Annotated in this window: 31 protein-coding genes; 4 read left to right on the top strand and 27 right to left on the bottom strand. The window is 70.7% G+C overall.

Translation table 11 applies throughout. The annotated features are described in order from the left end of the window. Positions 1-4: 4 nt before the first annotated feature. From ACFV9J_RS34315 to ACFV9J_RS34305, 3 genes are all read right to left on the bottom strand, one after another. Positions 5-328, bottom strand: coding sequence for a hypothetical protein (locus ACFV9J_RS34315; protein WP_385361045.1), 324 nt, complete (start codon positions 326-328; stop codon positions 5-7). 102 nt (positions 329-430) lie between these two features. Then, on the bottom strand, positions 431-1,315 hold the full coding sequence (locus ACFV9J_RS34310) for a hypothetical protein (protein WP_385361042.1): 885 nt from the start codon (positions 1,313-1,315) through the stop codon (positions 431-433). 158 nt (positions 1,316-1,473) lie between these two features. Then, on the bottom strand, positions 1,474-2,454 hold the full coding sequence (locus tag ACFV9J_RS34305) for an N-acetylmuramoyl-L-alanine amidase (RefSeq protein ID WP_385361040.1): 981 nt from the start codon (positions 2,452-2,454) through the stop codon (positions 1,474-1,476). 198 nt (positions 2,455-2,652) lie between these two features. On the opposite strand from ACFV9J_RS34305, the gene ACFV9J_RS34300 reads away from it, so the two are divergent. Together ACFV9J_RS34300 and ACFV9J_RS34295 are read left to right on the top strand one after the other, a co-directional pair. Further along, complete coding sequence (locus ACFV9J_RS34300) at positions 2,653-3,312, top strand: hypothetical protein (protein ID WP_385361037.1); 660 nt, start codon at positions 2,653-2,655, stop codon at positions 3,310-3,312. Then, positions 3,312-3,692 carry a helix-turn-helix domain-containing protein gene (locus ACFV9J_RS34295; protein ID WP_385361035.1) on the top strand — a complete coding sequence of 127 codons (381 nt, stop codon included), beginning with the start codon at positions 3,312-3,314 and terminating at the stop codon, positions 3,690-3,692. Before ACFV9J_RS34300 ends, ACFV9J_RS34295 begins: the two co-directional genes overlap by 1 nt. 92 nt (positions 3,693-3,784) lie before the next feature. Here ACFV9J_RS34295 and ACFV9J_RS34290 read toward each other — a convergent pair whose 3' ends face one another. From ACFV9J_RS34290 to ACFV9J_RS34185, 22 genes are all read right to left on the bottom strand, one after another. Further along, positions 3,785-4,393, bottom strand: coding sequence for a hypothetical protein (locus ACFV9J_RS34290; RefSeq protein WP_385361033.1), 609 nt, complete (start codon positions 4,391-4,393; stop codon positions 3,785-3,787). Then, the gene (locus ACFV9J_RS34285) at positions 4,390-4,650 is read right to left on the bottom strand and encodes a hypothetical protein (RefSeq protein WP_385361031.1); all 261 of its coding nucleotides are present in this window, start codon (positions 4,648-4,650) and stop codon (positions 4,390-4,392) included. The genes ACFV9J_RS34290 and ACFV9J_RS34285 overlap by 4 nt, the downstream gene beginning before the upstream one ends. Further along, a complete protein-coding gene (locus ACFV9J_RS34280; protein WP_385361029.1) occupies positions 4,647-4,862 on the bottom strand; it encodes a hypothetical protein in 216 nt (71 codons plus the stop codon). The genes ACFV9J_RS34285 and ACFV9J_RS34280 overlap by 4 nt, the downstream gene beginning before the upstream one ends. An 86-nt stretch (positions 4,863-4,948) precedes the next feature. Beyond that, a complete protein-coding gene (locus ACFV9J_RS34275) occupies positions 4,949-5,791 on the bottom strand; it encodes a helix-turn-helix domain-containing protein (RefSeq protein WP_385361027.1) in 843 nt (280 codons plus the stop codon). After that, a complete protein-coding gene (locus ACFV9J_RS34270) occupies positions 5,788-6,324 on the bottom strand; it encodes a DUF6879 family protein (RefSeq protein WP_385361025.1) in 537 nt (178 codons plus the stop codon). The genes ACFV9J_RS34275 and ACFV9J_RS34270 overlap by 4 nt, the downstream gene beginning before the upstream one ends. A 4-nt stretch (positions 6,325-6,328) precedes the next feature. Further along, positions 6,329-6,532: a hypothetical protein gene (locus ACFV9J_RS34265; RefSeq protein ID WP_385361022.1), complete on the bottom strand. Its 204-nt coding sequence runs from the start codon at positions 6,530-6,532 to the stop codon at positions 6,329-6,331. A gap of 184 nt (positions 6,533-6,716) precedes the next feature. After that, the gene (locus tag ACFV9J_RS34260) at positions 6,717-7,088 is read right to left on the bottom strand and encodes a hypothetical protein (protein WP_385361020.1); all 372 of its coding nucleotides are present in this window, start codon (positions 7,086-7,088) and stop codon (positions 6,717-6,719) included. Between the two features lie 3 nt (positions 7,089-7,091). Continuing rightward, on the bottom strand, positions 7,092-9,275 hold the full coding sequence (locus tag ACFV9J_RS34255; RefSeq protein ID WP_385361018.1) for a phage tail tape measure protein: 2,184 nt from the start codon (positions 9,273-9,275) through the stop codon (positions 7,092-7,094). A gap of 271 nt (positions 9,276-9,546) precedes the next feature. Then, entirely contained in the window at positions 9,547-10,203 is a 657-nt protein-coding gene (locus ACFV9J_RS34250; RefSeq protein WP_385361016.1) for a hypothetical protein, read from the bottom strand. Continuing rightward, a complete protein-coding gene (locus ACFV9J_RS34245; protein ID WP_385361014.1) occupies positions 10,196-10,369 on the bottom strand; it encodes a hypothetical protein in 174 nt (57 codons plus the stop codon). The genes ACFV9J_RS34250 and ACFV9J_RS34245 overlap by 8 nt, the downstream gene beginning before the upstream one ends. Continuing rightward, a complete protein-coding gene (locus ACFV9J_RS34240) occupies positions 10,366-10,629 on the bottom strand; it encodes a hypothetical protein (RefSeq protein WP_385361012.1) in 264 nt (87 codons plus the stop codon). The genes ACFV9J_RS34245 and ACFV9J_RS34240 overlap by 4 nt, the downstream gene beginning before the upstream one ends. After that, entirely contained in the window at positions 10,626-10,901 is a 276-nt protein-coding gene (locus ACFV9J_RS34235; protein WP_385361010.1) for a hypothetical protein, read from the bottom strand. The genes ACFV9J_RS34240 and ACFV9J_RS34235 overlap by 4 nt, the downstream gene beginning before the upstream one ends. A gap of 3 nt (positions 10,902-10,904) precedes the next feature. Beyond that, positions 10,905-11,624 carry a hypothetical protein gene (locus ACFV9J_RS34230; protein WP_385361008.1) on the bottom strand — a complete coding sequence of 240 codons (720 nt, stop codon included), beginning with the start codon at positions 11,622-11,624 and terminating at the stop codon, positions 10,905-10,907. Next, positions 11,621-11,839: a helix-turn-helix domain-containing protein gene (locus tag ACFV9J_RS34225; protein ID WP_385361005.1), complete on the bottom strand. Its 219-nt coding sequence runs from the start codon at positions 11,837-11,839 to the stop codon at positions 11,621-11,623. The genes ACFV9J_RS34230 and ACFV9J_RS34225 overlap by 4 nt, the downstream gene beginning before the upstream one ends. Before the next feature lie 146 nt (positions 11,840-11,985). Beyond that, positions 11,986-12,345, bottom strand: a complete 360-nt coding sequence (locus ACFV9J_RS34220; protein ID WP_385361003.1) for a hypothetical protein — start codon at positions 12,343-12,345, stop codon at positions 11,986-11,988. 113 nt (positions 12,346-12,458) lie between these two features. Continuing rightward, the gene (locus ACFV9J_RS34215) at positions 12,459-12,653 is read right to left on the bottom strand and encodes a hypothetical protein (RefSeq protein WP_385361000.1); all 195 of its coding nucleotides are present in this window, start codon (positions 12,651-12,653) and stop codon (positions 12,459-12,461) included. Then, positions 12,646-12,957, bottom strand: coding sequence for a hypothetical protein (locus ACFV9J_RS34210; RefSeq protein ID WP_385360998.1), 312 nt, complete (start codon positions 12,955-12,957; stop codon positions 12,646-12,648). The genes ACFV9J_RS34215 and ACFV9J_RS34210 overlap by 8 nt, the downstream gene beginning before the upstream one ends. Positions 12,958-13,282: 325 nt before the next feature. After that, on the bottom strand, positions 13,283-14,731 hold the full coding sequence (locus ACFV9J_RS34205; RefSeq protein WP_385360996.1) for a phage/plasmid primase, P4 family: 1,449 nt from the start codon (positions 14,729-14,731) through the stop codon (positions 13,283-13,285). Positions 14,732-14,844: 113 nt separating this feature from the next. Then, complete coding sequence (locus ACFV9J_RS34200) at positions 14,845-15,105, bottom strand: hypothetical protein (protein ID WP_385360994.1); 261 nt, start codon at positions 15,103-15,105, stop codon at positions 14,845-14,847. Beyond that, positions 15,102-15,464, bottom strand: coding sequence for a hypothetical protein (locus ACFV9J_RS34195; protein WP_385360992.1), 363 nt, complete (start codon positions 15,462-15,464; stop codon positions 15,102-15,104). Before ACFV9J_RS34195 ends, ACFV9J_RS34200 begins: the two co-directional genes overlap by 4 nt. Before the next feature lie 150 nt (positions 15,465-15,614). Further along, entirely contained in the window at positions 15,615-15,818 is a 204-nt protein-coding gene (locus ACFV9J_RS34190) for a DNA-binding protein (RefSeq protein WP_385360990.1), read from the bottom strand. Further along, the gene (locus ACFV9J_RS34185; protein WP_385360988.1) at positions 15,815-16,036 is read right to left on the bottom strand and encodes a helix-turn-helix transcriptional regulator; all 222 of its coding nucleotides are present in this window, start codon (positions 16,034-16,036) and stop codon (positions 15,815-15,817) included. The genes ACFV9J_RS34190 and ACFV9J_RS34185 overlap by 4 nt, the downstream gene beginning before the upstream one ends. Positions 16,037-16,182: 146 nt before the next feature. Between ACFV9J_RS34185 and ACFV9J_RS34180 the strand changes: the two genes are divergently transcribed. Together ACFV9J_RS34180 and ACFV9J_RS34175 are read left to right on the top strand one after the other, a co-directional pair. Further along, the gene (locus tag ACFV9J_RS34180; protein WP_385360986.1) at positions 16,183-16,872 is read left to right on the top strand and encodes a helix-turn-helix domain-containing protein; all 690 of its coding nucleotides are present in this window, start codon (positions 16,183-16,185) and stop codon (positions 16,870-16,872) included. Continuing rightward, a complete protein-coding gene (locus tag ACFV9J_RS34175) occupies positions 16,835-18,034 on the top strand; it encodes a tyrosine-type recombinase/integrase (RefSeq protein WP_385360984.1) in 1,200 nt (399 codons plus the stop codon). The genes ACFV9J_RS34180 and ACFV9J_RS34175 overlap by 38 nt, the downstream gene beginning before the upstream one ends. A gap of 100 nt (positions 18,035-18,134) precedes the next feature. Here the strand turns inward: ACFV9J_RS34175 and ACFV9J_RS34170 are convergent, their stop codons facing one another. Next, positions 18,135-18,803 (bottom strand): class I SAM-dependent methyltransferase, encoded by a 669-nt coding sequence (locus ACFV9J_RS34170; protein WP_385360982.1) that lies wholly within the window; start codon positions 18,801-18,803, stop codon positions 18,135-18,137. A gap of 119 nt (positions 18,804-18,922) precedes the next feature. Further along, a complete protein-coding gene (locus tag ACFV9J_RS34165; protein WP_385360980.1) occupies positions 18,923-20,680 on the bottom strand; it encodes an MFS transporter in 1,758 nt (585 codons plus the stop codon). Positions 20,681-20,832 lie beyond the last annotated feature (152 nt).

Raw genomic sequence — 20,832 nt, 5'->3', positions numbered from 1 at the left:
GGCGTCAGCCCCGGTGCAGGCGGTTGGCGACGGCGTGGCCGACGAAGAGGTAGACGACCGCGGCCAGTCCGTACCCGGCGACCACGCGGGCCCAGGCCTCGTCGAAGGTGCTGTGCCTTCTGGGGGTGTCCCCCCAGACCCCCTGATCGTGCGACCAGCCGGCCAGCCAGTCGGCCGCGTCATGGACGAACCGCACCAGGTCGTTGGCCCGGTTGGCGTCCAACAGATACATCAGGATCCACAGTCCGAGGATGAAGGCCATGATGTCCGCGATCACCGCGACGGCCGTTCCGGCGGAGTGGGAGCCACTGCGCGTTCTAGGGGACATGCCTTCCGTCTGGCCCGGAAAGCGCGTTCAAAACCTACGGCCCCTCGCCCGGAAGTACCGGTGGGCGAGGGGCCGTTGAGGTGAACGGGCGAGCGGGGCCGGTCAGCCGCGCTGGATGCCCGAGGTGTCCTGGAGGACGCCGCGGCGGCCGTCCTGGGTCTGCGCGACCAGGTTGGCGCCGCGCTGCTCGACGGCCAGGTACCAGGTACCCGGCGCCAGCTCGGCGATCGGCGTCGGGGAGCCGTCCTCCGCGAACAGCGGACGCGGCACCGGCACGGCGAACCAGAACGGGGAGAAGTCCCCGGCCGGCTGCGCCTGCGCCTGCTGCGGGGCCTGCGGCTGGCCGGGCTGGGGCTGGCCGGGCTGCGGCTGCCCCGGCTGCGGCTGCGGCTGGCCGCCGAAGGACGGACCGGGCTGACCCGGCTGTCCGGGCTGGCCCGGCTGACCGCCGTACGGCTGCTGCTGGGCGCCCGGGTAGCCGTAACCACCCTGGGGCTGACCGCCGTAGGGCTGCGGCGCGGCCGGACGGGCCGCCGGGATCAGGGTGCCCTTGAGGGCGGGCAGCAGCGGCGTGGCCACCGCCGCGGCGGCCATGACCAGCGTGGCGACGAGAGCGAGGATCAGGCCCAGGCCGGCACCGATGCCGCTGGCACCCCCGTCGTTGTCGAAGGCGCCCGCCGGGTCGAAGATGTTGCCGAGCGCGCACCACGCGGCGAAGACCGTGAACGCGATGCCGAACTGGCCGAGGTCGAGACCCGCCACCTTCCTGGGCTGCGGCATGGCGCGGTTCACGACGACGAGCGCGGCGCCGATGACGCCCGCCAGGACGACACCGAGCACGACCGAGCCACTGCCCCACAGGCTGGGGATGTCGGCGCTGTCCGGCGCACCTTCGATCGAGTAGATGTCGAGGAACGACGCGATCAACAGCAACACCGCTGCTCCGATCACCACGCCGTCGCCTCGAGTGAGCGAGCGGATATTCACTTCAGGTCCTTCGTAGGTCGTCTCGTCGTCGGTAGAGGCGTCGCTGTCACGACGGCGCCGAAAGGTTCCGGTGTGAAGCGCGGGGGTGGCCCCTCATCGTACGGAGGACACTATCGTCCGGACCTCGGGGCTGTCCGCAGGGATCGGGACGCCGATCACTACCCGCGCAGGAAACTCACAATCCCCTCAGACATCCCTTGCGCCGCCTTCTGCCGCCAACTGCCGCTGGTCAGCAGCGCCGCGTCCTTGCTGTCGCGCATGTTGCCGCACTCGATGAACACCTTGGGAACCGTTGACAGATTGAGACCGCCCAGGTCCGTGCGTGTGACCAGGCCGGTGCCGTCGCCGAGGTAGTTGGAGGGCGCGGTGCCCGTGACGCGCACGAAGCCGCCCGCGACGCGCTCGCCCAGCTCGGCGGAGGGCGCCACGATCGCGCGGGTGTCGGCGGCGCCCTCGTGCACCGAGCCGGGCATGATCACGTGGAAGCCGCGGTTGCCCGCCCCCGACCCGTCCGCGTGGATCGAGATCGCGGCGTCGGCCTTCGCCTCGTTGCCGATCCGGGCCCGCTCGTCCACGCAGGGGCCGAACGAGCGGTCGCCGTCCTGCGTCAGCTTCACGGTCGCGCCCTGCTTCTGAAGCAGGTCGCGCAGCCGGTGGGCCACGTCGAGGGTGAACTTCGCCTCGGGCCAGCCCGCGTTGGTGGCCGTGCCCGTGGTGTCGCACTCCTTCCAGTGCGTGCCGACGTTCACCTTGCGGTTGATCTCGGTGGCGTGCTGGAAGTTGGCGGGGTTGTGACCGGGGTCGATGACGACGACCTTGCCCGTGAGGGGGCCGGAGGCGGACGGTGCCTTCGAGGTGGGGGCGGGTGACGAACCCGCGGGCTTCTTGCCGTCGTCGTCGCCCGGGGACGCGGGAGCACTGGAGGCGGGAGCGACGGACGACGGCGCCGCCGACGTCCCTGCACCGCCCGCCCGGTCGGAGCCGCCCCCGTCCCCGTCGTCGGGGCCGCCGACCGCCGCGTACACCCCCCACCCGAGCAGCGCCCCCGGCACCAGCGCGGCGACCGCCACGGTCAGCACGCGGCGCAGCGGGGAGCGGGGGGGCGGGGAAGGTTCGAAGTCCGGGCCTGTGTACGACACGTCAGCCACCTTAAAGGCCGCTCGCGTGCTCCGCAGGGTTCCTCAGCCCTCCACTTGTTCCACCTCAGAGGCGAATCGACCGCCCCCGTTCGCACCGCGTGTGAGACGGGTGTGAGACAGAACGGCGCCGCCCGGTGCTCGTAACACCGGACGGCGCCTTGACCCGACTCGACTCGATCAAGGATGGCGAGCCAGACCATGAACCAGAACGTACCGAACAACGACGGGCGCCCGGCGGCGGGCCCGGACTGGGCGCAGATGCGGCCGGAGGACTTCGACGCGAGCGCGTCACCGGCCCTCTTCGACGTGCCGGCGGCACCGGTCACCGGTGGACTGTTCGACCTGCTCGGCGAGGGCCAGGGCGAGGCCGCCGATGACACCGCGGCCGTGCCGGTCGGTGAGCCCCTGTATGGGCGGACCGCGGCCCGTGTGGGGGAGCTGCTCGCCGAGGCCCGGCGCGAGTACGAGCAGGCGGAGACCGCGCGGCAGGGACAGAGCCGCCGGGATGACGGGAACCTCGCTGCCCTGGCCGGGCCGGTCGACGACGGCGTGTCCGCGGGCGCCGTGCGGGAGCTGCTCGCCGCTGTCCTCGATGCCCTCGACATCCCCGCGCCCGCCACGGTCGGCGGCAGCGCGGCACACGACCGTGTGCTGAACGACCGCGCCATGCACGCACGGAATGCGCTCCGCGACGTCCTCGACGGCGCACCGCTCGGCGTCGGGTGGACTACCCGATACCTCCGCGATCGCCTCGGTGACCACCCGCCTACCGGCTACGTCACCACCGCGCAGGCGCACGCTGCCCTGGCCGCGGGCAAGTCGTGGTCCGAGGCCGTCGCGGTGGATGGTGGTGCGTGATGGCTGCGATGTCCCGTGCAACGCGCCGCATCGTCGTCACGCACCTCACCGACCGCGGCATGAGTCCGGCGGAGATCGCCGCTGAACTGGGCGTTTCCCGCGACACGGTGCGCAGGGACCTGGCGGACGCGCCCCCGCCGGCGCCGGTCGCCGAGCCTGAGCCTGCCGCACCGGTTGCGGCCGGTCTGCTGCTGCCCGACGGGGTGCAGCTACAGCGCAACCTCGCGGTGCTCACCGCCGCGTACAAGGCGCGGCCGGAGGACGCGGCCCGCTTCGCGATCCATCAGGCTGCGCAGAGCGTGCGCCGCCACTGGCGCGCTCGGGCCGAAGCGCGGCGGCGTGGTGAGCAGCAGGAGATGAGTAGCGCACCGCAGGCGTAGCGCATGCGAGAGCGGCCCCCGGCTTCCGTGAGTCGGGGGCCGCTCCGTGTTCTGCCTGCCCGCCCCCGTCGGCGTAGGGGTGGGCAGCGGGGCTATCGGGTGTCGTCGAGGTCGACGAACGTGCAGCCGTGCAGAGACCGGATGAGCTGTCCGGCTGTCACCCACCGGGCCGCGGTTGTCCCGTAGGGCACCACGCGCCCGTCTAGCTGCTGCGGGACGCCCAGGGCGGTCGGCGTCCACAGTTGGCCCAGCACGGCGCACGCGTCGCTTTCACGGGCGCGTACGGTGACGTAGCGGCCGTGCAGGTGCGGGCACATGTCGGCGGCCAGCCGTGCGCACCGCAGGCACACCGGGGGGTGCGTGGTCATGAGGCGGTCCGGCCAGTCCGGCCAGTCGCTGCGGTTGTCTTCCAGCAGCCACAGGGTCCCGCGGTCGTTCCGGTCGGCCGGCATCCCGCACACCTGGCACAGCAGGTGCGTCATGGCTTCGCGCTGCCGCGTCGGGTGGACGTCCCCGAAGCGGGGGCGGCCGGTGCCGCGGGCGTAGGCACGGCCGTTCCACAGCACGCCGTGCTGGTCGCGGTCGTCGGGCTGCTCGTCGGCGTAGGCGATGCCGTCGGCCCGGCAGACGATGCGCCGCTGGGCGGTCGGCTCGCCCGACCACGCTGCGATGTACGGCACGGGCAGGGTCGGCGCGGTCACGGCGTACCTCCGGCGTGGTAGTGGGTCGGCCTGTCTTGGGCGAGGGCGGGGAGTTGCACCGGTCGCGGGATGCGGGGCGCGCAGGCGGCGCACGCGGTCGGCTGGTAGACGAACCGGTAATCGGCGTACCGGGCGGGGATCTTGGCGAGTGGATCCGCGCTCCGGGGTACGGGCGCGTCGCAGAGGACGCAGGTCCAGCCGCGCAGCTGCGGGACGGAGTGCTGTCCGAGCGGCGGAAGCTGCGCCAGTCCGGTCACCGGTCGGCGGTCCTGCGGGCGCGGGTGGCGTCCCTGAGCGCATGGCGGAGGCGGGTGCCGGTCTCGCAGTCGCGTTCCGGGTTGTTGCAGCGGGGGCATGGGTCGGTCGTCTCCGTCCCGCCCGTGTGGTCGACGAGGGAGCGATAGGCGACCGCCTCACCGGCTGACCAGGGGATGTGCTGAATGCTCAGTGCGGGTGTCCGTGTGGTCATGCCGGGACCGTAGGGAGGGCGTAACGCGTCTGTCCGACCGATTGCGCCGGATTGCTCGGGCCGCGCCCGCGGTTGAGGCGGGTTGCTCAGGTCGCTGCAACCGCGCCCCGGGCCCGGGCGATGAGGCGGTGAGCCGTAGGCCCGGAGACAGCAGCGTCGGCGAGCTGATCCCACACACGGCTGTAGAGGGCGAGGTCGTCGGCAGAGTCGTATTGCAGTTCGGTGTTGATGGTCTCGACGATGACGCGTTCCTCGTCGAAGATCCAGAATCCGTGCTTCGGGGTGAGCGGCATGGGGGCGCCCAATGGGACGATGCCGAGTTCGACGGTGGACATGCCGATCAAGCCGACGAGGCGATCGAGTTGGCCAGCCATCACCTCACGGGTGCCGACCATGGCCAGTAGGGCTGCCTCCCAGATCAGCACGCGAAACAGCTTGCCTGGCTCGTACAAGACCTCTTGACGGCGCATGCGGGCCTGCACAGCAGCGTCGGTGTCCCGTGGCGAACGCATCAGCTCGGAGTTCTGCGCCAAGAGGTGCCGGGCGTAGTCAGGTGTCTGGAACAGGCCAGGTATGACGCTCGCCTCGTAGCCGCGCATTGTGACGGTGCGCTGGTACTCGACGACGTACCGGTCCTGCACTGGGGCATGGCCGGCGGCGAGCTGGCGACGCCAGTGTCGTTGCTGCGACTCAAGACCGCGGAGACGTGCTTTCAGCTCGGAGGCTTGCCCGGGTGCTCCGACTGCCTTGGCCCACGCCTCTAAGTCGTCCTCCGTGGCGGTCTGGCGTCCGTTCTGGAGCCGGGACACCTTGGAACGCTGCCATCCGAGACGGGCGGCGAGGGTCTTGCCATCGACGCCAGCCTCGGCGCGAAGCTCGCGGAGCCGCGCGCCGAGGGCCTCACGCCCGTGCTGGAAGTCCGTGCTCACACGGACGAACGTACCTTCGCCCACACCTCGGCAGAAGGGGTTGCCGCAGCAACCGCGGCGTCACGGACCCGGCAGGCAGCGAGTACCGCGGCCGGATCCTCAACTACCTCAACGCCTGTCGTCGTGTCGGTGTCGTCGATGTGCATGCGTACCAGGGTCCGAGAGTCGAAGAGCCAGAAGTCCCAGTTCGGCAGGCCGAGGGCCAGAGCCTCGGACCGCAGCAGTACGCGGATGTCCTCTCCTGCGGCGGTGTTGCCGACAGCCGTGGCCATAAGGAACCGCTGTCCGTCCGTGGGCGGTTGGTCGATGATCCGGACGCGAGAGAACCGTGCGCCCTGCTCGGCCTTGGTCCGTACGTTCACGTTCCATGGATGGTCCGGCTCCGGGGCGGGGTCGATGCCGCGCATGAATGCTTGGAAACGGGCGCCGACTCGATCGGTGGCGTAGCCGCGGCGGGTCTCCATCCGGAACGCGGTGTGTTGGAACTCGGCGAACAGGTGGGTGATCTCCTCGAAGGGGAGCAGGGGCGGCACGGTGCTACTCCTTGGGGGCGAATCGGGTGAGCAGCTCGCGGGGGATGACGACGGCAGTTTCCTTGACGCCGAGGTCGCGGAGCTGTGCGAGGTGCTCGCTGTCGGCGAGCTGGTCGCCTTGGACGATGATGTCGCCCGTCTCGACGACTTCGTAAAGGGTGGGGCAGTTGCCGTGCTCGCTGGTAGTGCCGATGAACCTGAGCGTCATATCGCCCTCCGGTCTGGCTGGTCGGACGTCCAGGATGACGGCGGAGTGTGGGGCGGCGCTTGTGGATTGCAGAAGATTGCGCGCGCGGCGCGGTCGCGGCTGATTGCGCGCAACCTTGCGGGTACGGCGTGGCCCCGGCTGTGAGGCGCTGGGGCCGGACCGGTCACGCTCATGGGCGGGCCGGTCAGACCTTCCGCTTCATCACGATGCCGTGTTCTGCGGCCAGGGCGGCGAGGCGGTCGGGGTCGGCAGGGCAGTGCACTTCGTGGCGGTACAGCACCGCGCCGGCCCCGGTCACCTTCACTTCGAGGGCGCACTGCGGGCAGTCGTGTGTGAGCGCGGCCATGCGGTACGCGGTGAGCGCACTCTGTATCGGCTCCGGGTAGTGGAGCGGCACCACCGGCACCACGATGGTCGCGGGGCCGCGCCGCCACACCTCGTACCCCTCGGCGGTCGTCCGCAGCCGTTCGGGGACGGCGGCCCGCACGGCTGCGAGCAGCCGCTCGTTACGCTCTCGCAGCTCCCGGCTCTTCGCGCGTGCTTTCCTGCCGTTCATCGGTCATCCCCTCCCCTTCGCGAGCCACTCCAGCGCGCGAGCGTTGTCATCCGGCGAACCGTGCTCGGCCGCGTTCCAGTTCTCGATCTGGACCAGAGCGCCGCCCGTCGACTGCGCAGCGAACGGCGACCCGTACGCGCCGGCCGCGCCCGCGCCCGCTGGGGCGAGAGCAGGCAGAGACGGAGTGGGCACGAGCGACGTCATCGCTGCACGCACCGCGCCGTACCCGCCCTTGATGCCCTCGACCACACCGGCCGGAATCCACCGGCCGATCCGGTCGCGCATGACTTTCGAAGGCGAGTTGATGCCGAGCGCTTTCGCGATCGGCCCCGGAATCAGATCCTTGGCCCACGACATCAGGGTGGATTTCAGCCATGACCTCATGGACTTAATGCCATTCCACAGGCCAAAGACGATGTCCATGCCCTTGCTGTACAGCAGGCTATTCAAGTCGCCGATAGCCGAGGCGATCCGGCCTGGCAAGCCCGACACCCACGAAATCATGGAAAGGACTTTTCGAGTGGTCCCGTCGCGGAATTTCTGCCAAGCAATTCCCGCCCGAGACCACAGCAGCGAGCCAAGCCCCGAAATTGCGCTGCCAATCCTGCCGGGCAGAGCAGAGCACCACGCCAGCAACTCAAGCGTCTTCTTGACCGCATAGTCCTTGGCGTCGCCGAAGAAGTCGCTGACCATCCCCGGTACCGCGCCCAGGAACGAAATCGCCTCCAGAACGCCATCCTTGGCCCAGATCAGCTTTCCGACGACCCAATCCCACGCAATCAGCGTGTACTTCTTGACGTCATCCCAGTACGCAATGATGAGGATGACCAGACCAGCAATGGTGAGGCCGATCCAGCCGATCGGACCGAGACCGAGCACCCACGCCCGCGCCATCTGCATACCCGCCCACAGCGCCTTGCCGCCGAGCAGCAGCAGAGCAGGAACGACCACCGCCGTGATGACGGTAGCGAACGCCTTCAGCTCTTCCTTGTGGTCGACGAGGAAACCGGCGAAACCCATCAGTGCTGGAATCACGGTGTTACCGAGGAACTCAACAAGTCCTTGCTGAAAGGATTGTTTGAACTGAGCGATGCTGTGGGCGGCGTTGTCCCGCAATCCGTCGCCGAGGTTCTTTGCCGCACCGCGGGCCTTGTCCATGCCGGACGATGCGGCGGCGCTGGCGGGGTCGAGGGCGAACAGGGCGTCGCCCATGACGGTGCCGGGGTCGCCGAACAGGGCCGTAGCCGCGTTGAGCTTGGTCGTCTCGTCCTTCGTGCCGCGGAGCGCGTCCGTGGTCATCTGAAGCGCGGCCTGGCCGTCCTTCCCGCCCTTCTTCAGCTTGGCCGCGACGTCGTCGGCATCCAGGCCGATGGACTCGAACGCGGCCTCTACCGCGCTACCGCCGGCAAGGGCCTTCTCGCCGAACTGGCCGATGGCGTCGGCGACCTGGTCACTGTCGCGGGCGCCCTTGTCCATGGCCTGATCGATGAGGCCGAACGCGGTCTGTCCGTCGAGACCGACCCGTTTGAACTGGACGGAGTACTCGTTGATCGTGTCGAGGAAGTCCTCACCCTTATTGGCGCTGGTCTGGTAGCCCTGCGCGATGAGGTCGAACGCCTCTTCAGCGGATGATGCGAGGCCGGTCGCGAGCAGCTGGGATACGGCGCGGGTGGCTCCACCAACGTCCTCGCCGAACGCGGAGGCGAGATCCTGGGCCTTGGTGGCCATGGATTTGATCTGTTTGTTGGTCGCGTCGGGTGGGGCGAGACCTGCCTTCATGACGGCTTTGACGGCGTCGGCGGCGGTCTGGAAGTCGGACGTGATGGCGTCGGCGTACAGGTCGCCGGCGATCTCGCCGTACTTCTTGGCCTCGGCCGGGGTGGCGCCGAGCTGGGCGCCGAGCTTCGCGACGATCTGCCCTTGTTCGAGGGCCTGCGACATGCCGGCCGCGAGCAGTGCGCCCGCGGCGAGGCCGACTCCTGCGAGTCCGGCCTTGAGGCTGTCGCCGAGCCGGGTCGCGATGCTGTCGCCTGCTGCCTCGGCTCCGTCTCCTGCGGCGTCGGCGAGGCCCTCACCTATGCGCTCGCCTGCGCGGCGGGCCTGCGTCTCGGCGTCGTTGAGGCCGGATTTCATCCGGGTGTCGTCGGCCTCGACCAACACCATGAGTTCACCAACGGTCAACGCCATGGGCGCGACCTCCTTTCGGATGGGTCGCGCACGGTGGCGCGGTATTCAGTTACAGACGGGGCCGCCCGGCGCGAGGCCGGGCGGCGGGTGCCCCGGCGGGGTGGTGCCGGGGCGGGCTAGATGCGGGTGCGTGGCTGGTCGACGAGGCGTTCATAGTCATCCGGCCACTCGGTGGCGAGCCGGTACCACTGCCACGGGGTGAGGCGGCGGGCCTCGGGGAGGGTGGCCGGCGGACGGAACGCCCGGAAGACAGGCGGCTGCTCGCGGGGCGTCACGCGGCGCGGCCGGCGGGCTGGGTGAACACGTCGCCCACGGCCGGAACGTTCCGGCACACCTTCGCCGCACGGGTGGCCATGGTCGCGTTGCCGGACGGCACGGCCAAGGCAACGACCGCGGCCACCGCGTCCTCCGGGCTGACCGACCGCACGGCGATCGGGTCCGTCTTGCCCACGATGAGACCCGTCTCCCCGACCATGGGGGTCAGTCCCACGCCGTACCGGGCTCGCGGGTCGGGGACGCCGGCCTGCTCGGCCTCGTTCCGGATCACGGTGGTGCGGTTGACCATGTCGCTGATGCGGTCGTGGCGGTTGGTGGCGGCGGCGTGTACGGCGGCGAGCGCGTCGACGGCGGTGCGCATCTTCGCGGCGAGGTCGGCGGAGTCGTCCTGCTCGGCGAGGGTGCGGGCGGCGGCGGCCACCTGGTCGGCGCGCTTGTGCCGGTCCGCCTCGGCCTGGGCGGCGGCCTTCTTCTCGGCGGCCTTGATCCGCAGCCGGGCGAACTTGCCCTTCTGCTCGGCCTCGGCGAGGGCGGCGGGGGTGATCGTGGCGTCGCCGTTCTCGACGGCGGCCCGCAGTTCGGCGGCGTGCTGCTCGGCCTGCTCGGCCTCGGCGGCGGCGGTGATCTCGGCGGGGGTCAGGGTCTTAGCCACGGGGCGACTCCTTGGGGTTCGGGTTCTGGGTGGCGGTTCGGCGCCAGAGGGCGAGGGTGTCGGCTACGGCGGTCCACAGGGGCTCGCGCACCTGCTCTGCCCGCCTCTTCTTGCTGGCCCGCTCCTGCTGCTCGATGTGGCGGGCGAGGGCGTCGGCGAGGCTCACGCAGCCTCACCCCCGTGCATCAGCCGGTCGTACGTCGCGCGGTGCTCGAGGTACGTCCGGTTCTGGTCGGCGGGGCGCATCGCGAGCAGCTGCTCGCGCGTCTCGGGGACGCGGTATCGGTCGCGCTTGGCCTCGACGGCGGCGCGGGCCTGCTCCTCGGCGTACCGGCGCATGGCGGGCGACACCCAACCAGACCGCTCGGGCGTGGTGCGGCGCGGCGCGGGATCACCCGCGGCTTCGGTGATGTGCTCGCGGGTCACGGCGTCACCACCGGGTGCGCGGTGCGAACGACGTTCTTCCGTGCGTACCAGAGCGTTCGCATGACCGTGATGCTTCCGGCGCGGTCGTGGTCGACTCCGTCGATGGTGCCGCCGAACGCGTCGATGACGACGGAGGCGATGACCTGCGGGGTGGACGGGCAGTGTCCGCCGGCCGCGGTCTGGTAGGCGTCGGCGGCCGTGATCAGGTCCTCGATCGCGGTGCGGGCGGTGGCGGCGGCGGTCTTGACGGCGGTGGGGTCTGGGGTGGCCATGGGTCACTTCTCCTTGGTGGTGGTGGCGGCGGTCAGGAGGGCGCGCGCCTGGCCGCCGTGCTGGTCGGCAAGCTGGCTGATTGGCGCGGCGGTGAGGTGCGGTGCGCCCTGCGGCATCTGCACGCCCGTTCCGGCTGCCTCGGCGAACAGGACGGCGAGCATCGGCCCGGTACCGATCGGGGCGCGGCTGCCCTCGCCGTACGTGAATGCGACGGCGTGCGGGTTGGTGTCGACGCGGGGCGCGGTGCGTGTCCCGGGGAGGCGGCGCGGCTCGCTGGTGGCGTAGTCGGGGGTGTGCTGCACCCGCACGTACTCAGTGATTGGCCCGCACTCGGCCTCTCGCAGGAGTCGGCCGGCCTCGCTCACGGCCTGGTCGTGGTCGGCGACCAGGGTGACCAGTTCGGCGACGGCGGCGAGGGCCTGCTCGTACGCGGCGGCGATCGGGGCCCGGTTGCCCTTCTCGTCGACGAGGGCGAGGGCCTGCTTGATCAGGTTGGTGTGGTGCTGCTCGGCGGCTTGGGCGGCGGCGCGGTCGGCCTTGCGGCGGGCGGCTTCGGCGCGGAGGCGGGCGAACCGGCCGGCCTGCTGCGCGGTGGCGAGCTGGTCGGCGGTTACCTGCTCGTCGCCCTCGCGGACGCGTTCGGCGAGGGCCTCGGCTGCCTGCTCGGCGGTGGCGGCGTCGGCTTCGGCCTGGGCGACGTCGGGCGGGGTGGCGGTGGTCATGCTGCGGTTTCTCCGTGGCGGTAGGTGTCAAGGGACGCCCGGTCGATGGCCCATGTGCGGGCGCCGATGCGGTGGGCGGGGATGGTGCCGGCGGCTGCGAGGCGGCGGACGGTCCGCGGTGAGCGGCCCAAGAGGGTTGCTGCCTCGTCGACGGGCACGAGGTTGAGTGCCGGCGCGGTGTGTGCGCGGGCGGGGGTGGTGGCCTGGGGTGGCACGGTGTACCTCCGGGCATACAAAAACGCCCCGTCACCTGGAATGTGGTGATGGGGCGTTGAGTGACTTGGTTCCGGGCATGCCGGGGTCGCGGCCTACTGTACGGGATCTTGGCCGTTATCGGCCAGTGATCGCACGTTCGATTCGGTCACCGCGCTGTACGAATGCTTGGCGCGGTGCGGGCGGCGCGGTCGGCGGTGATGCGCTGTTCCAGCTCGGCGAGGCTCGGCCCGCCGGGGACGTGGCAGGCGTGAGCGGCATCCGGGACGGTCATGCGGTCGAGGGCGTCGTTTCCGCGGCGCCAGATGCGGGCGGCCTCGCGGATGGCAGCGGCCTTGAGGGCGGCCTGGCGGTCGGCGTAACGCTGCTCGGCGGCGGCAATGCGGGCTTCGGCCTCGGGGCTGAGTCGGCCGGCGGCACGGTCGCGGGCGATGCGGTCGAGGGCGGCGTCGAGGACGGCGCGGGCGTTGGCGATGGCCTGCTCGTACGGGATGACGTGGTCGGTCATGGTGGCGCCTGCCTTGGTGCAGTGGCGCGGCCGTATGTTGGCTACGCCTGGGCCTTGACCAACCTGCCCGCGGTGAACGGAGGGCCGCGGGAGCTTGGCGCGGGGCTGGCTGTTCAGTGGCCATCGTCCTTGGCGGGGCCATGTTCCGTGTCCTGCTCGGCGAGGCGGCGGAGCTTGGCGCGGTTGCGGGCGTCGACTCCTGCACGCCTCCGTACGGTCCGTGCGGCGCGGTCATGGCGCTGCTGCTCATGGCGGGCGCGTACGGCGGCAATGCGGGCCGCTACGGCCTGCTCGACGTGGCTAGCCACGGGCGCCCCCGCGGCGGGCGAGCTTTCGGGCGAGGCGGTCGAGGTTCTGCTGTTCCCGGGCCAAGGCGGTGCGGTGCCGGGTCGAGTTCCCTTCGGCCGTGGTGGCGGCCTGGGCGAGCCGGTCGAGTATGCCGGCGGCCTCGGCGGCGATCCGCTCCACTTCGGCGAGCAAGTCGGGGTCGTGGCGGCGGCCTTCACGGGCGAGGCGGGCCAGGGCTCGGCGGAAGTGGCGGTTGGCGTCGTCGAGTCGGTCACGGCCGGGGTAGCCGTTCGGCTGGTCACCGGGGGAGGGGGTGCTGTGCATGGGGTTGGTCCTCTCGTACATGTCCGCGCGGCTACGCGCGAGGGGGGTCGCGACCGGTCGCGGGCGTGGTCGCGGTTCGTGTGGTTCAGGTGCGCGCGTGAGACGCGGCGTGCCGCTCGGCGACAGGGGGTTGTGTGTGGGGGTATGGGTGTGCCCCGGGTCGCGGGTGCTCGCGGTGTCCGGGGCGGCTGGCTCTGGTGACGTCAGAGCGTGTTTCTGCTGGTCAGCGGGGCGTGTGTAGGGTGTGACGGGTTTCCCGATATCTCTCTATGTGTGTACGCGTGGGGAGTTGCGGAAAACCCAGCACAACCCTGCACACCACAGGTCAGAGGTCTTCGGCCTCAACCTCATCGCTCATGAGTCCGATACCGGTGTACGCCTGTCCCGCGCGAGTCCGCTTCTTCTCGTATCCGCGCTTGGCGAGGGAGTCGGCGAACGCCTTCTCGCTGCCCACGACGTCATCCCTGTAGCCGCTCTGGTGACACCAGTCGGACCATGCGGTGAACAGCTTCCGAGCGGGCACGCTGGCGCCCTGCACGGTGACGGTGCGCTCGGCGAGGAAGCGGGCCAAGACGTCGTTGTCGACGCGGTATTCCTCCGTGCGTGCCCGTACGACCGAGGGCGGGTTGAGCCCCTGGCGCTGGTAGTCGTGCCACCCGGCGTAGACCCATGCGAGAACGGCCGGCGCGGCGGCCTTGAGACGTTCGGGCAAGCCCGGGTCGCGCTCGGCCTCGGGGATCGTGACATCGAACGGGACGACGAGGATGCGACGCCATACGGCCGGATCGTCGCCGGAGACCGCGGGCAGGAAGTTGGTCAGCATGATCAGGGTGTGGGACGGATCGAACGCGATGGGGTTCTTGTGCATCAGGTTCGCCTCGATGGGGTCGCCACCGACCAACCGCTTCATGGTGGCCTCGGCGAACTTGCGTCCCTTCTCCGTCTCGGAGCAGAACGCGAGCCGCGCGCCTCGCAGGCGCATCTTGAAGGCGCCGTGCCGTTCGTGCTTGGACTCCATGAGGATCGCGGGGTCAACCTCGATGGCGTAGTCACCGAATGCGCTCATCACGGCATCGCGCAGGGTGCCTTTGCCGTTGGCGCCGGTCCCGGTGAAGATCGGCATCACGTGTTCGGTGACCTTGCCGAGCATCGAGTATCCGAACAGGCGCTGCACGAACGCTCGCACCTCGTCGTCAGGGAGGATGCGTTCCAGGAAGGCGACCCATTCCGGGTTGGGCTCGGCGCCGATCGGTCCGCCGGCCACCTTGGTGATGAGGTCGGAGCGGCTGTTGGCCCGCATGGTCCCGGCGCGCAGGTCGACCGTGCCCGCGGGCGTGTTGAACAGGTAGGGGTCGGCGTCGAGTGCGGTCGAGGGGGTCGATATCGGCGGCAGGGCTGAGGCGAGCTTCAGCATGCCCTCGATACCGGCCGCGGACTCGGACTTGCGGACGTCCTTGTACAGGGCGTCGCGGTCGTCTCCGTCGAGGCGGTCGAGTTCGCGGAGCGCGTTCTTCACCGTGGTGACGGCGGCCTCGATGTCGGCGCGCTGGTCGTCGGGCTGCCAGCGGGAGCTATCCCACTTGTGCCAGCCGATGCCGTGGACGTGGCGGATGGCGTCGGCGTGCTCGTGAATGAAGCGCTCGGCCATGCGGAGGTGTCCGCGGTGCATTTCAACCGGCGGCGCCGCAGGCGGCTCGGAGTCGGGGGAGAGGTGGTGCAGTGCGGTCGGCGTCTCGACGGGCGGCCGGTCGTAGTCGTACGTGTGGGTGGGCACCGTGAGGGCCGCGACGCTGCCGCCGTGGCCGTCGGTAGGTGCTGCGGGCGCGGGAACAGCCCGCGGGCGCGATACGCCCGCGGGCCATTCACCAGGACGCCGGGGAGCGGCGGTCAACGGAGGGACTCCAAGGGGTCGTGGGTGGTGGGGAGGATGAGGGACAGGTCGAGGACTCGGCGAATCTCGGCCGGTGCCCAGCCCAGGGCGAGCAGCCTGCGGGCCTCGGTGACCAGCTCGCGCGCGTCGAGGCTGAACGTGGACGGGCCGGGCGGGGCTGCGCGGCAGTCGAGGGGGTCGGAGTGAAAGCGGTGACGGCAGCCGCATTCCATCTGGGGCGCACGGCTGGCCGCGCCGCGGCGACGGCGGTCGGTCACCGGTCACCCCGCAGGGCGTCGAAAAGGCCGGCCTCGATGACGTCGAGGCGCGCGCCCAGCTCGGCCGACGCGACCTCGAACAGGACACCGAAGGCGATCAGCGCCGACGCCGCGGCCTGGATGTCGCCGCACTTGAGCGCGTCGTGGTACTTGTCGACTTCCCGCTTCCCGAGGGCGGCGACCTGGGAGACGGAGGCGGGCACGGTCACCGCGCCGGGCACGGTGACGAAGGTGGTGGCGGCCTCGGCGGCGTGCGCCGGATTGGCGGTGCGGAGGTCCGCGTCGAGCAGGCGGGCAGGGACGGCGGGGGAGCCGTTGACCGAGGCGAGGGGCGCTATGGGGGAGGGCTGTGCGAACATGACGGTGGTGCCTTATCTGTTCAGGCGCGGCCCGGGGACGCTGGCGAGCGTTGAGCCCCGGGTCACGGTGTTTCTGCGGGTGGGTACTGAGGCCCTCAGCCCGGGATCACGCGGTGCGTCCAACACCGCGCCCCCTGCTGGGGGCCGCTCTCATACGGCTTCGAGCAGCCGCACGAGCGACGCGGTAACGACGCGCTTGGCGCCGAAGTCGAGGACGCGCACCGGCGCCTCACCGCGCTTGATCAGGTCGTACAGCTTCGAGGACGAGATGCCCAGGGCGCAGGCGGCCCGCGGGATGTCGACCGTGGCCGGCCAACCGCGAATTTCGTCGAGGGTCGGTGGCATCGCTTTCATGCGGCACCGACCGTGTTGGCGTCGAGCCACTGCTCGATGTCGTCCCAGCGAGCGCGGAGGTGCCGGCCGACCTTGATGAGCTTGGGGCCGCCACCGCGACTGGACCACTGGTAGACGGTGCCGATCGGTACGCCGCAGTAATCGGCGATGTCCTGGGCCGTGGCGAGCTTGCGATGCTGCTGGTGGTTTGCCTGGGGCAAGGACACGCGCTTGGGCATGGCGGGAAGCCTCCGAGAGTCGAATGTGGGGTGAACCCACGTCGGGACGGCTGCAGTCTGCACCACGGTCGTCAGTGGTGGCAACCCACAAGCGATGTTGTCGTTTGTGTTGCCAGGCCACGGCAAGGAATGGCAGGCTTGCGCGAGTGAGTGAATCCCCAGAGAAGTACCAGCCTGTCGGCGTGATGATCGGTGCGAACGTTCGCGACCTGCGTAAAGGGCGCCGTTGGACGCAAGTGACCCTGGCTGCCAAGCTGTCGACTCGTGGGCTGAACTGGAAGCGCACGCACGTCGCTGATCTGGAGAGCGGACGCCGGGAGACCATCGACTTGGGGACGCTCGTAACGCTGGCCTTCGTACTTGGCGTGCCTCTGGCGAGGCTGCTTGAGGGAGAAGGTCACGTTCTCCTGTCGCCTAAGGCCGACTGGCCAGAGCACGGAGCTACGGCCAGAGCTGACGCTCTTCGTGCAGCCCTGAGCGGTGGGAATGACTGGATGATCTGGCCTGTCGGACGGGAAACGCTATCGGTTGACCTGCGGCGTATTGACCATGAGCTGAGGGACCCTCCCGTGCAGATCGAGCGGGAGCTAGCCGAGGAACTCGGCGTTGACCCCTCGCGGGTCATTCACTCTGCGGCTGGCCTGTGGGGTTTGACCCTTGCCGAGGAACGAAATCGGCGCGTCAAGGCGCTCGGTGACCTCTCGATTGGGGAGCGTCAGGCGCGGCAGGGACACATCACGCGGGAATTGAAGGCGGCCCTGACGAAGTGGGTCTTGGAGGGGGAGGAGTCGGGGGATCATGGCGGAGATCAAGAAGATCACGCTGAAGAACGGTAAGACCCGATGGCGGTTCGTCATCGACGCCGGCCGCGACGCCGACGGCAAGCGCAAGCAGCTCACGTACACGTTCGACACCCAGACCGAAGCCAAGGGCGAGTACGCGCGGATCCAGCACGAGCGCCGCACCGGGCAACTCATTCTGCCCAGCAGGCTGACGGTGTCCGAGCTGATAGACGCCTACGTCGCGAGCAAGGTCGACGACCTCGAAGAGACGACGCTCGACGGCTACCGCAACCGGCTCCTGCACGCCCGCGACTACCTCGGGCACATACGCCTCCAGGCGCTCACCGAAGACGACATTGAGCGGTGGGTGGCGTGGCTGTTGGTGGCCGCGCGGCGCCGCGGCGGGCAGAAGGGGACCGGCCTGCGGACGACGACCGTTGACGGTGTCCTCGGCCGCTTCCGCGCCGCGCTCCGGTACGCCGTGCGGAAGCGGTACGTCGGCCGGAACGTCGCCGAATACATCGAGGTACCGCGCAAGGCACGCAAGGCCGACCGGCGCGACAACCGGCGCCCCGCCCCGTGGAACGTGGTGGAGGTGAAAGAGTTCGTCGTCGGCGCCCGCGAAGACCGCCTCTTCGCTCCGCTGCTGCTGTCCCTCATGGGCATGCGGCCCGCCGAGGTGGCCGGCCTCCGCTGGAACGAGGACGTCGACTTCACCGCGGGCACCCTCGCCATTGCCAACACCCGCACAATGCTGCGGAACGCGAAGGTGATCGAAAAGGACACGAAGTCGGAGGCGGGGGAGCGCACGCTTCCCCTGCCCGAACCGGTCCGGCTCGCCCTGCTGAATTTCCGTGTCCTACAGGAAGCGGAGCGGGCCACCATGGGCGACGACTACGCGGCATCCGGCTACGTGTTCGCCGACGAGATCGGCCAGCCGCTCACCACGCGGGACCTGCGGGACGCGGCGTATCGCCTCATGGGGCAACTGGAGCTGCGGCGGGTGCGGCTGTACGACGCCCGGCACTCCTGCCTCACTTTCCTCGCGGTGAACGGCGTCCCGGACGTCGTCCTCGCCGCGTGGGCCGGCCACGCTTCGGCGTCCTTCACCAAGGCCAAGTACGTGCATCCGTCGGCCGCAGACATGGGCGCCGCCGTGACTCACCTGAACGACCTTCTCGGCGTCTCCGCTGGCCGTTCCGACACCCTGATGTGAGAGAAAGTGAGATAGTCGCTGTGACCTAGCTCCCGAAACCGCCTCTGACCAGTAGGAGAGACGGAACCGGTAGAGCACGTCAGCGACTCTAACCGCGCCCTCAGATCCCCGCGCCGGTTCGCCGCAGGACACGCAGCGAGTCGGTCGCGGAGACCTCTGTGAACGCGCCGGACGCCAGCGCCCTCAGGTGGACGCGGTACGGGGCCTGGCCGGTGAACTCGTCGGCCGGGTCCGGGAAGACGTCGTGGATGACCAGCAGGCCGCCCTCGGCCACGTGCGGGGCCCAGCCCTCGTAGTCGGCGTTCGCGTGCTCGTCGGTGTGGCCGCCGTCGACGAAGACGAGGCCGAGGGGCGAGTTCCAGACCGCGGCGACCTGCGGGGAGCGGCCGACCAGGGCGACCACGTGCTCCTCCAGACCGGCCCGGTGCAGGGTGCGGCGGAAGGTGGGCAGGGTGTCCATCACGCCCAGTTCCGGGTCGACCGTCTCCGGGTCGTGGTAGTCCCAGCCCGGCTGCTGCTCCTCGCTGCCGCGGTGGTGGTCGACGGTGAGCGCGGTGACCCCGGCCCGGCGGGCCGCGTCGGCGAGCAGCACGGTGGAACGCCCGCAGTACGTGCCCACCTCCAGCAGCGGCAGCCCGAGCCCGGCCGCCTCCACGGCGGCGGCGTACAGCGCGCGGCCCTCGTGCGCGGGCATGAACCCCTTCGCGGCCTCGAAGGCGGCCAGGACTTCGGGGGAGGGGGCGGGGAGGGAGCCGGGGGCCGCGGTCATGGGGGCCTTTCGGTGGTCGTACGGGGTGTGCCGGCGCCCCATGCTGCCGTACCCCCCGCCGCGTGCTGCGACAGGGGGTACGGGGTACGGGGTACGGGGCCGGGACGGCGGGGCGAGGGTCAGGCGGGGACCGTCTCGCCCGGCAGGGACAGGTCCAGGTCGACCGGGCGGTCACCGCCGTGGGTGGCGGCGTGGGCGAGCGGGGCGTGGCCCGCGGCGCGGGCGGCCAGGACGTACGGGCCCTGGGCGGGCACGGCGAGGGCGTAGCTGCCGTCGCCCGCGGAGAGGGTCGCGCCCGCCTGCCGTCCGTGCCGGTCGATCAGGGTGACCTTGGCGCGGGCGACGGGGGCGCCGTCGGCGGCCAGCACCCGGCCCCGGAAGCCGTGCGGGTGCTGCCCGGCCCCGGCGAGCGCCTGCTCGGCGCGGGCCAGGTTCGCGTCCTCCTCGCTGCTCGCGCGCAGCTGGGACACCGCCGCCGGGGTGCGGCGGGGGAGGAAGAAGGCCAGGACCAGGCCGACGGCGACCGCGCCCGCCGCGATCATGAAGGAGACGCGGAAGCCGTGCAGGGTGGGGACGGCGACGCCGCCCACGTCGTTCGCCGTGTTGGCGAGCACCATGCCGATGACGGCGCTCGACACCGACGTACCGATGGACCGCATCAGCGTGTTGAGGCCGTTGGCGGCGCCCGTCTCGGAGGCCGGGACGGCGCTGATGATCAGGGCGGGCAGGGAGGAGTAGGCGAGGCCGATGCCCGCGCCGATCAGCACCGAGGTGACGACGGTCTGCCAGGCGGCGCTCATCAGGCCGAGGCCGCCGGCGTAACCGATGCCGATGATCACCAGGCCGGTGATGAGGGTGGTGCGGGGGCCGTAGCGGGCGGACAGGCGGGCGTAGACCGGCGCGGTGAACATCATCGTCAGGCCCAGCGGCGCCACGCACAGACCGGCGACCACCATCGACTGGCCGAGGCCGTAACCGGTCCGAGAGGGCAGCTGGAGGAGCTGCGGCAGGACGAGGGAGATGACGAAGAAGGAGACGCCGACCATGATCGAGGCCAGGTTGGTGAGCAGCACCTCGCGGCGGGCCGTGGTGCGCAGGTCGACCAGCGGGGCCTTGACGCGCAGCTCCATCAGGCCCCACAGGACCAGCACGACGACGGCGGCGGCGAACAGGCCGAGCGTGGTGGGCGAGGACCAGCCCCAGTCGCTGCCCTTGCTGATCGGCAGGAGGAAGAGGATCAGACCGGCGGTCAGACCGAGCGCGCCCGGCAGGTCGAAGGAGCCCTTGGCGCGCAGCGGGGACTCGGGTACGACCAGCAGGGTCAGGGCGATGGAGACGACACCGAGGCCGGCGGCGCCGTAGTACAGGGCGTGCCAGTCGGTGTGCTGCGCGACCAGGGCCGCGGCGGGCAGCGCGAGGCCGCCGCCGACGCCGATCGAGGAACTCATCAGGGCCATCGCCGAGCCGAGGCGCTCGCGGGGCAGCATGTCGCGCATCAGGCCGATGCCGAGGGGTATCGCGCCCATCGCGAAGCCCTGGAGCGTACGGCCGACGATCATCGGGACCAGGGCGTCGGTGAGCGCGCTGAGCAGCGCGCCGACGACCATCACCGACAGGCTGGCGATCAGCATGCGGCGCTTGCCGAAGAGGTCGCCGAGCCGGCCCATGATCGGCGTGGCCACGGCTCCGGACAGGAGCGTGGAGGTGAGGACCCAGCTGGCGTTGCTGGGTGAGGTGTCCAGAAGTCGGGGCAGGTCCTTGATGACCGGGACCAGCAGGGTCTGCATCACCGCGACGACGATGCCCGCGAACGCGAGCACCGGGACGGTGGCCCCGCTCGCTCGCCGCACGGGCTCGTCGGTCGTCGTGTGGGACATGGGGTGGGGCCTCCAGGCCGGAGTTGGCGGGTGCGAAGCGTGATCGTGATACGTGCAGACTGAACCTCGTGCGCCGGGGCAACTATTCCGTTGCTTCGAGTCCCTAACTAATTCTTGACCTTCTCTTGGCGTTCACGGGAGGGGAGCGGAGG

This window comes from Streptomyces sp. NPDC059906 (assembly GCF_042730645.1).
Classification (GTDB): domain Bacteria; phylum Actinomycetota; class Actinomycetes; order Streptomycetales; family Streptomycetaceae; genus Streptomyces; species Streptomyces rubrogriseus.
The sequence above is the reverse complement of the archived record's forward strand: the minus strand, read 5'-3'. Positions and strand labels throughout refer to the sequence as shown.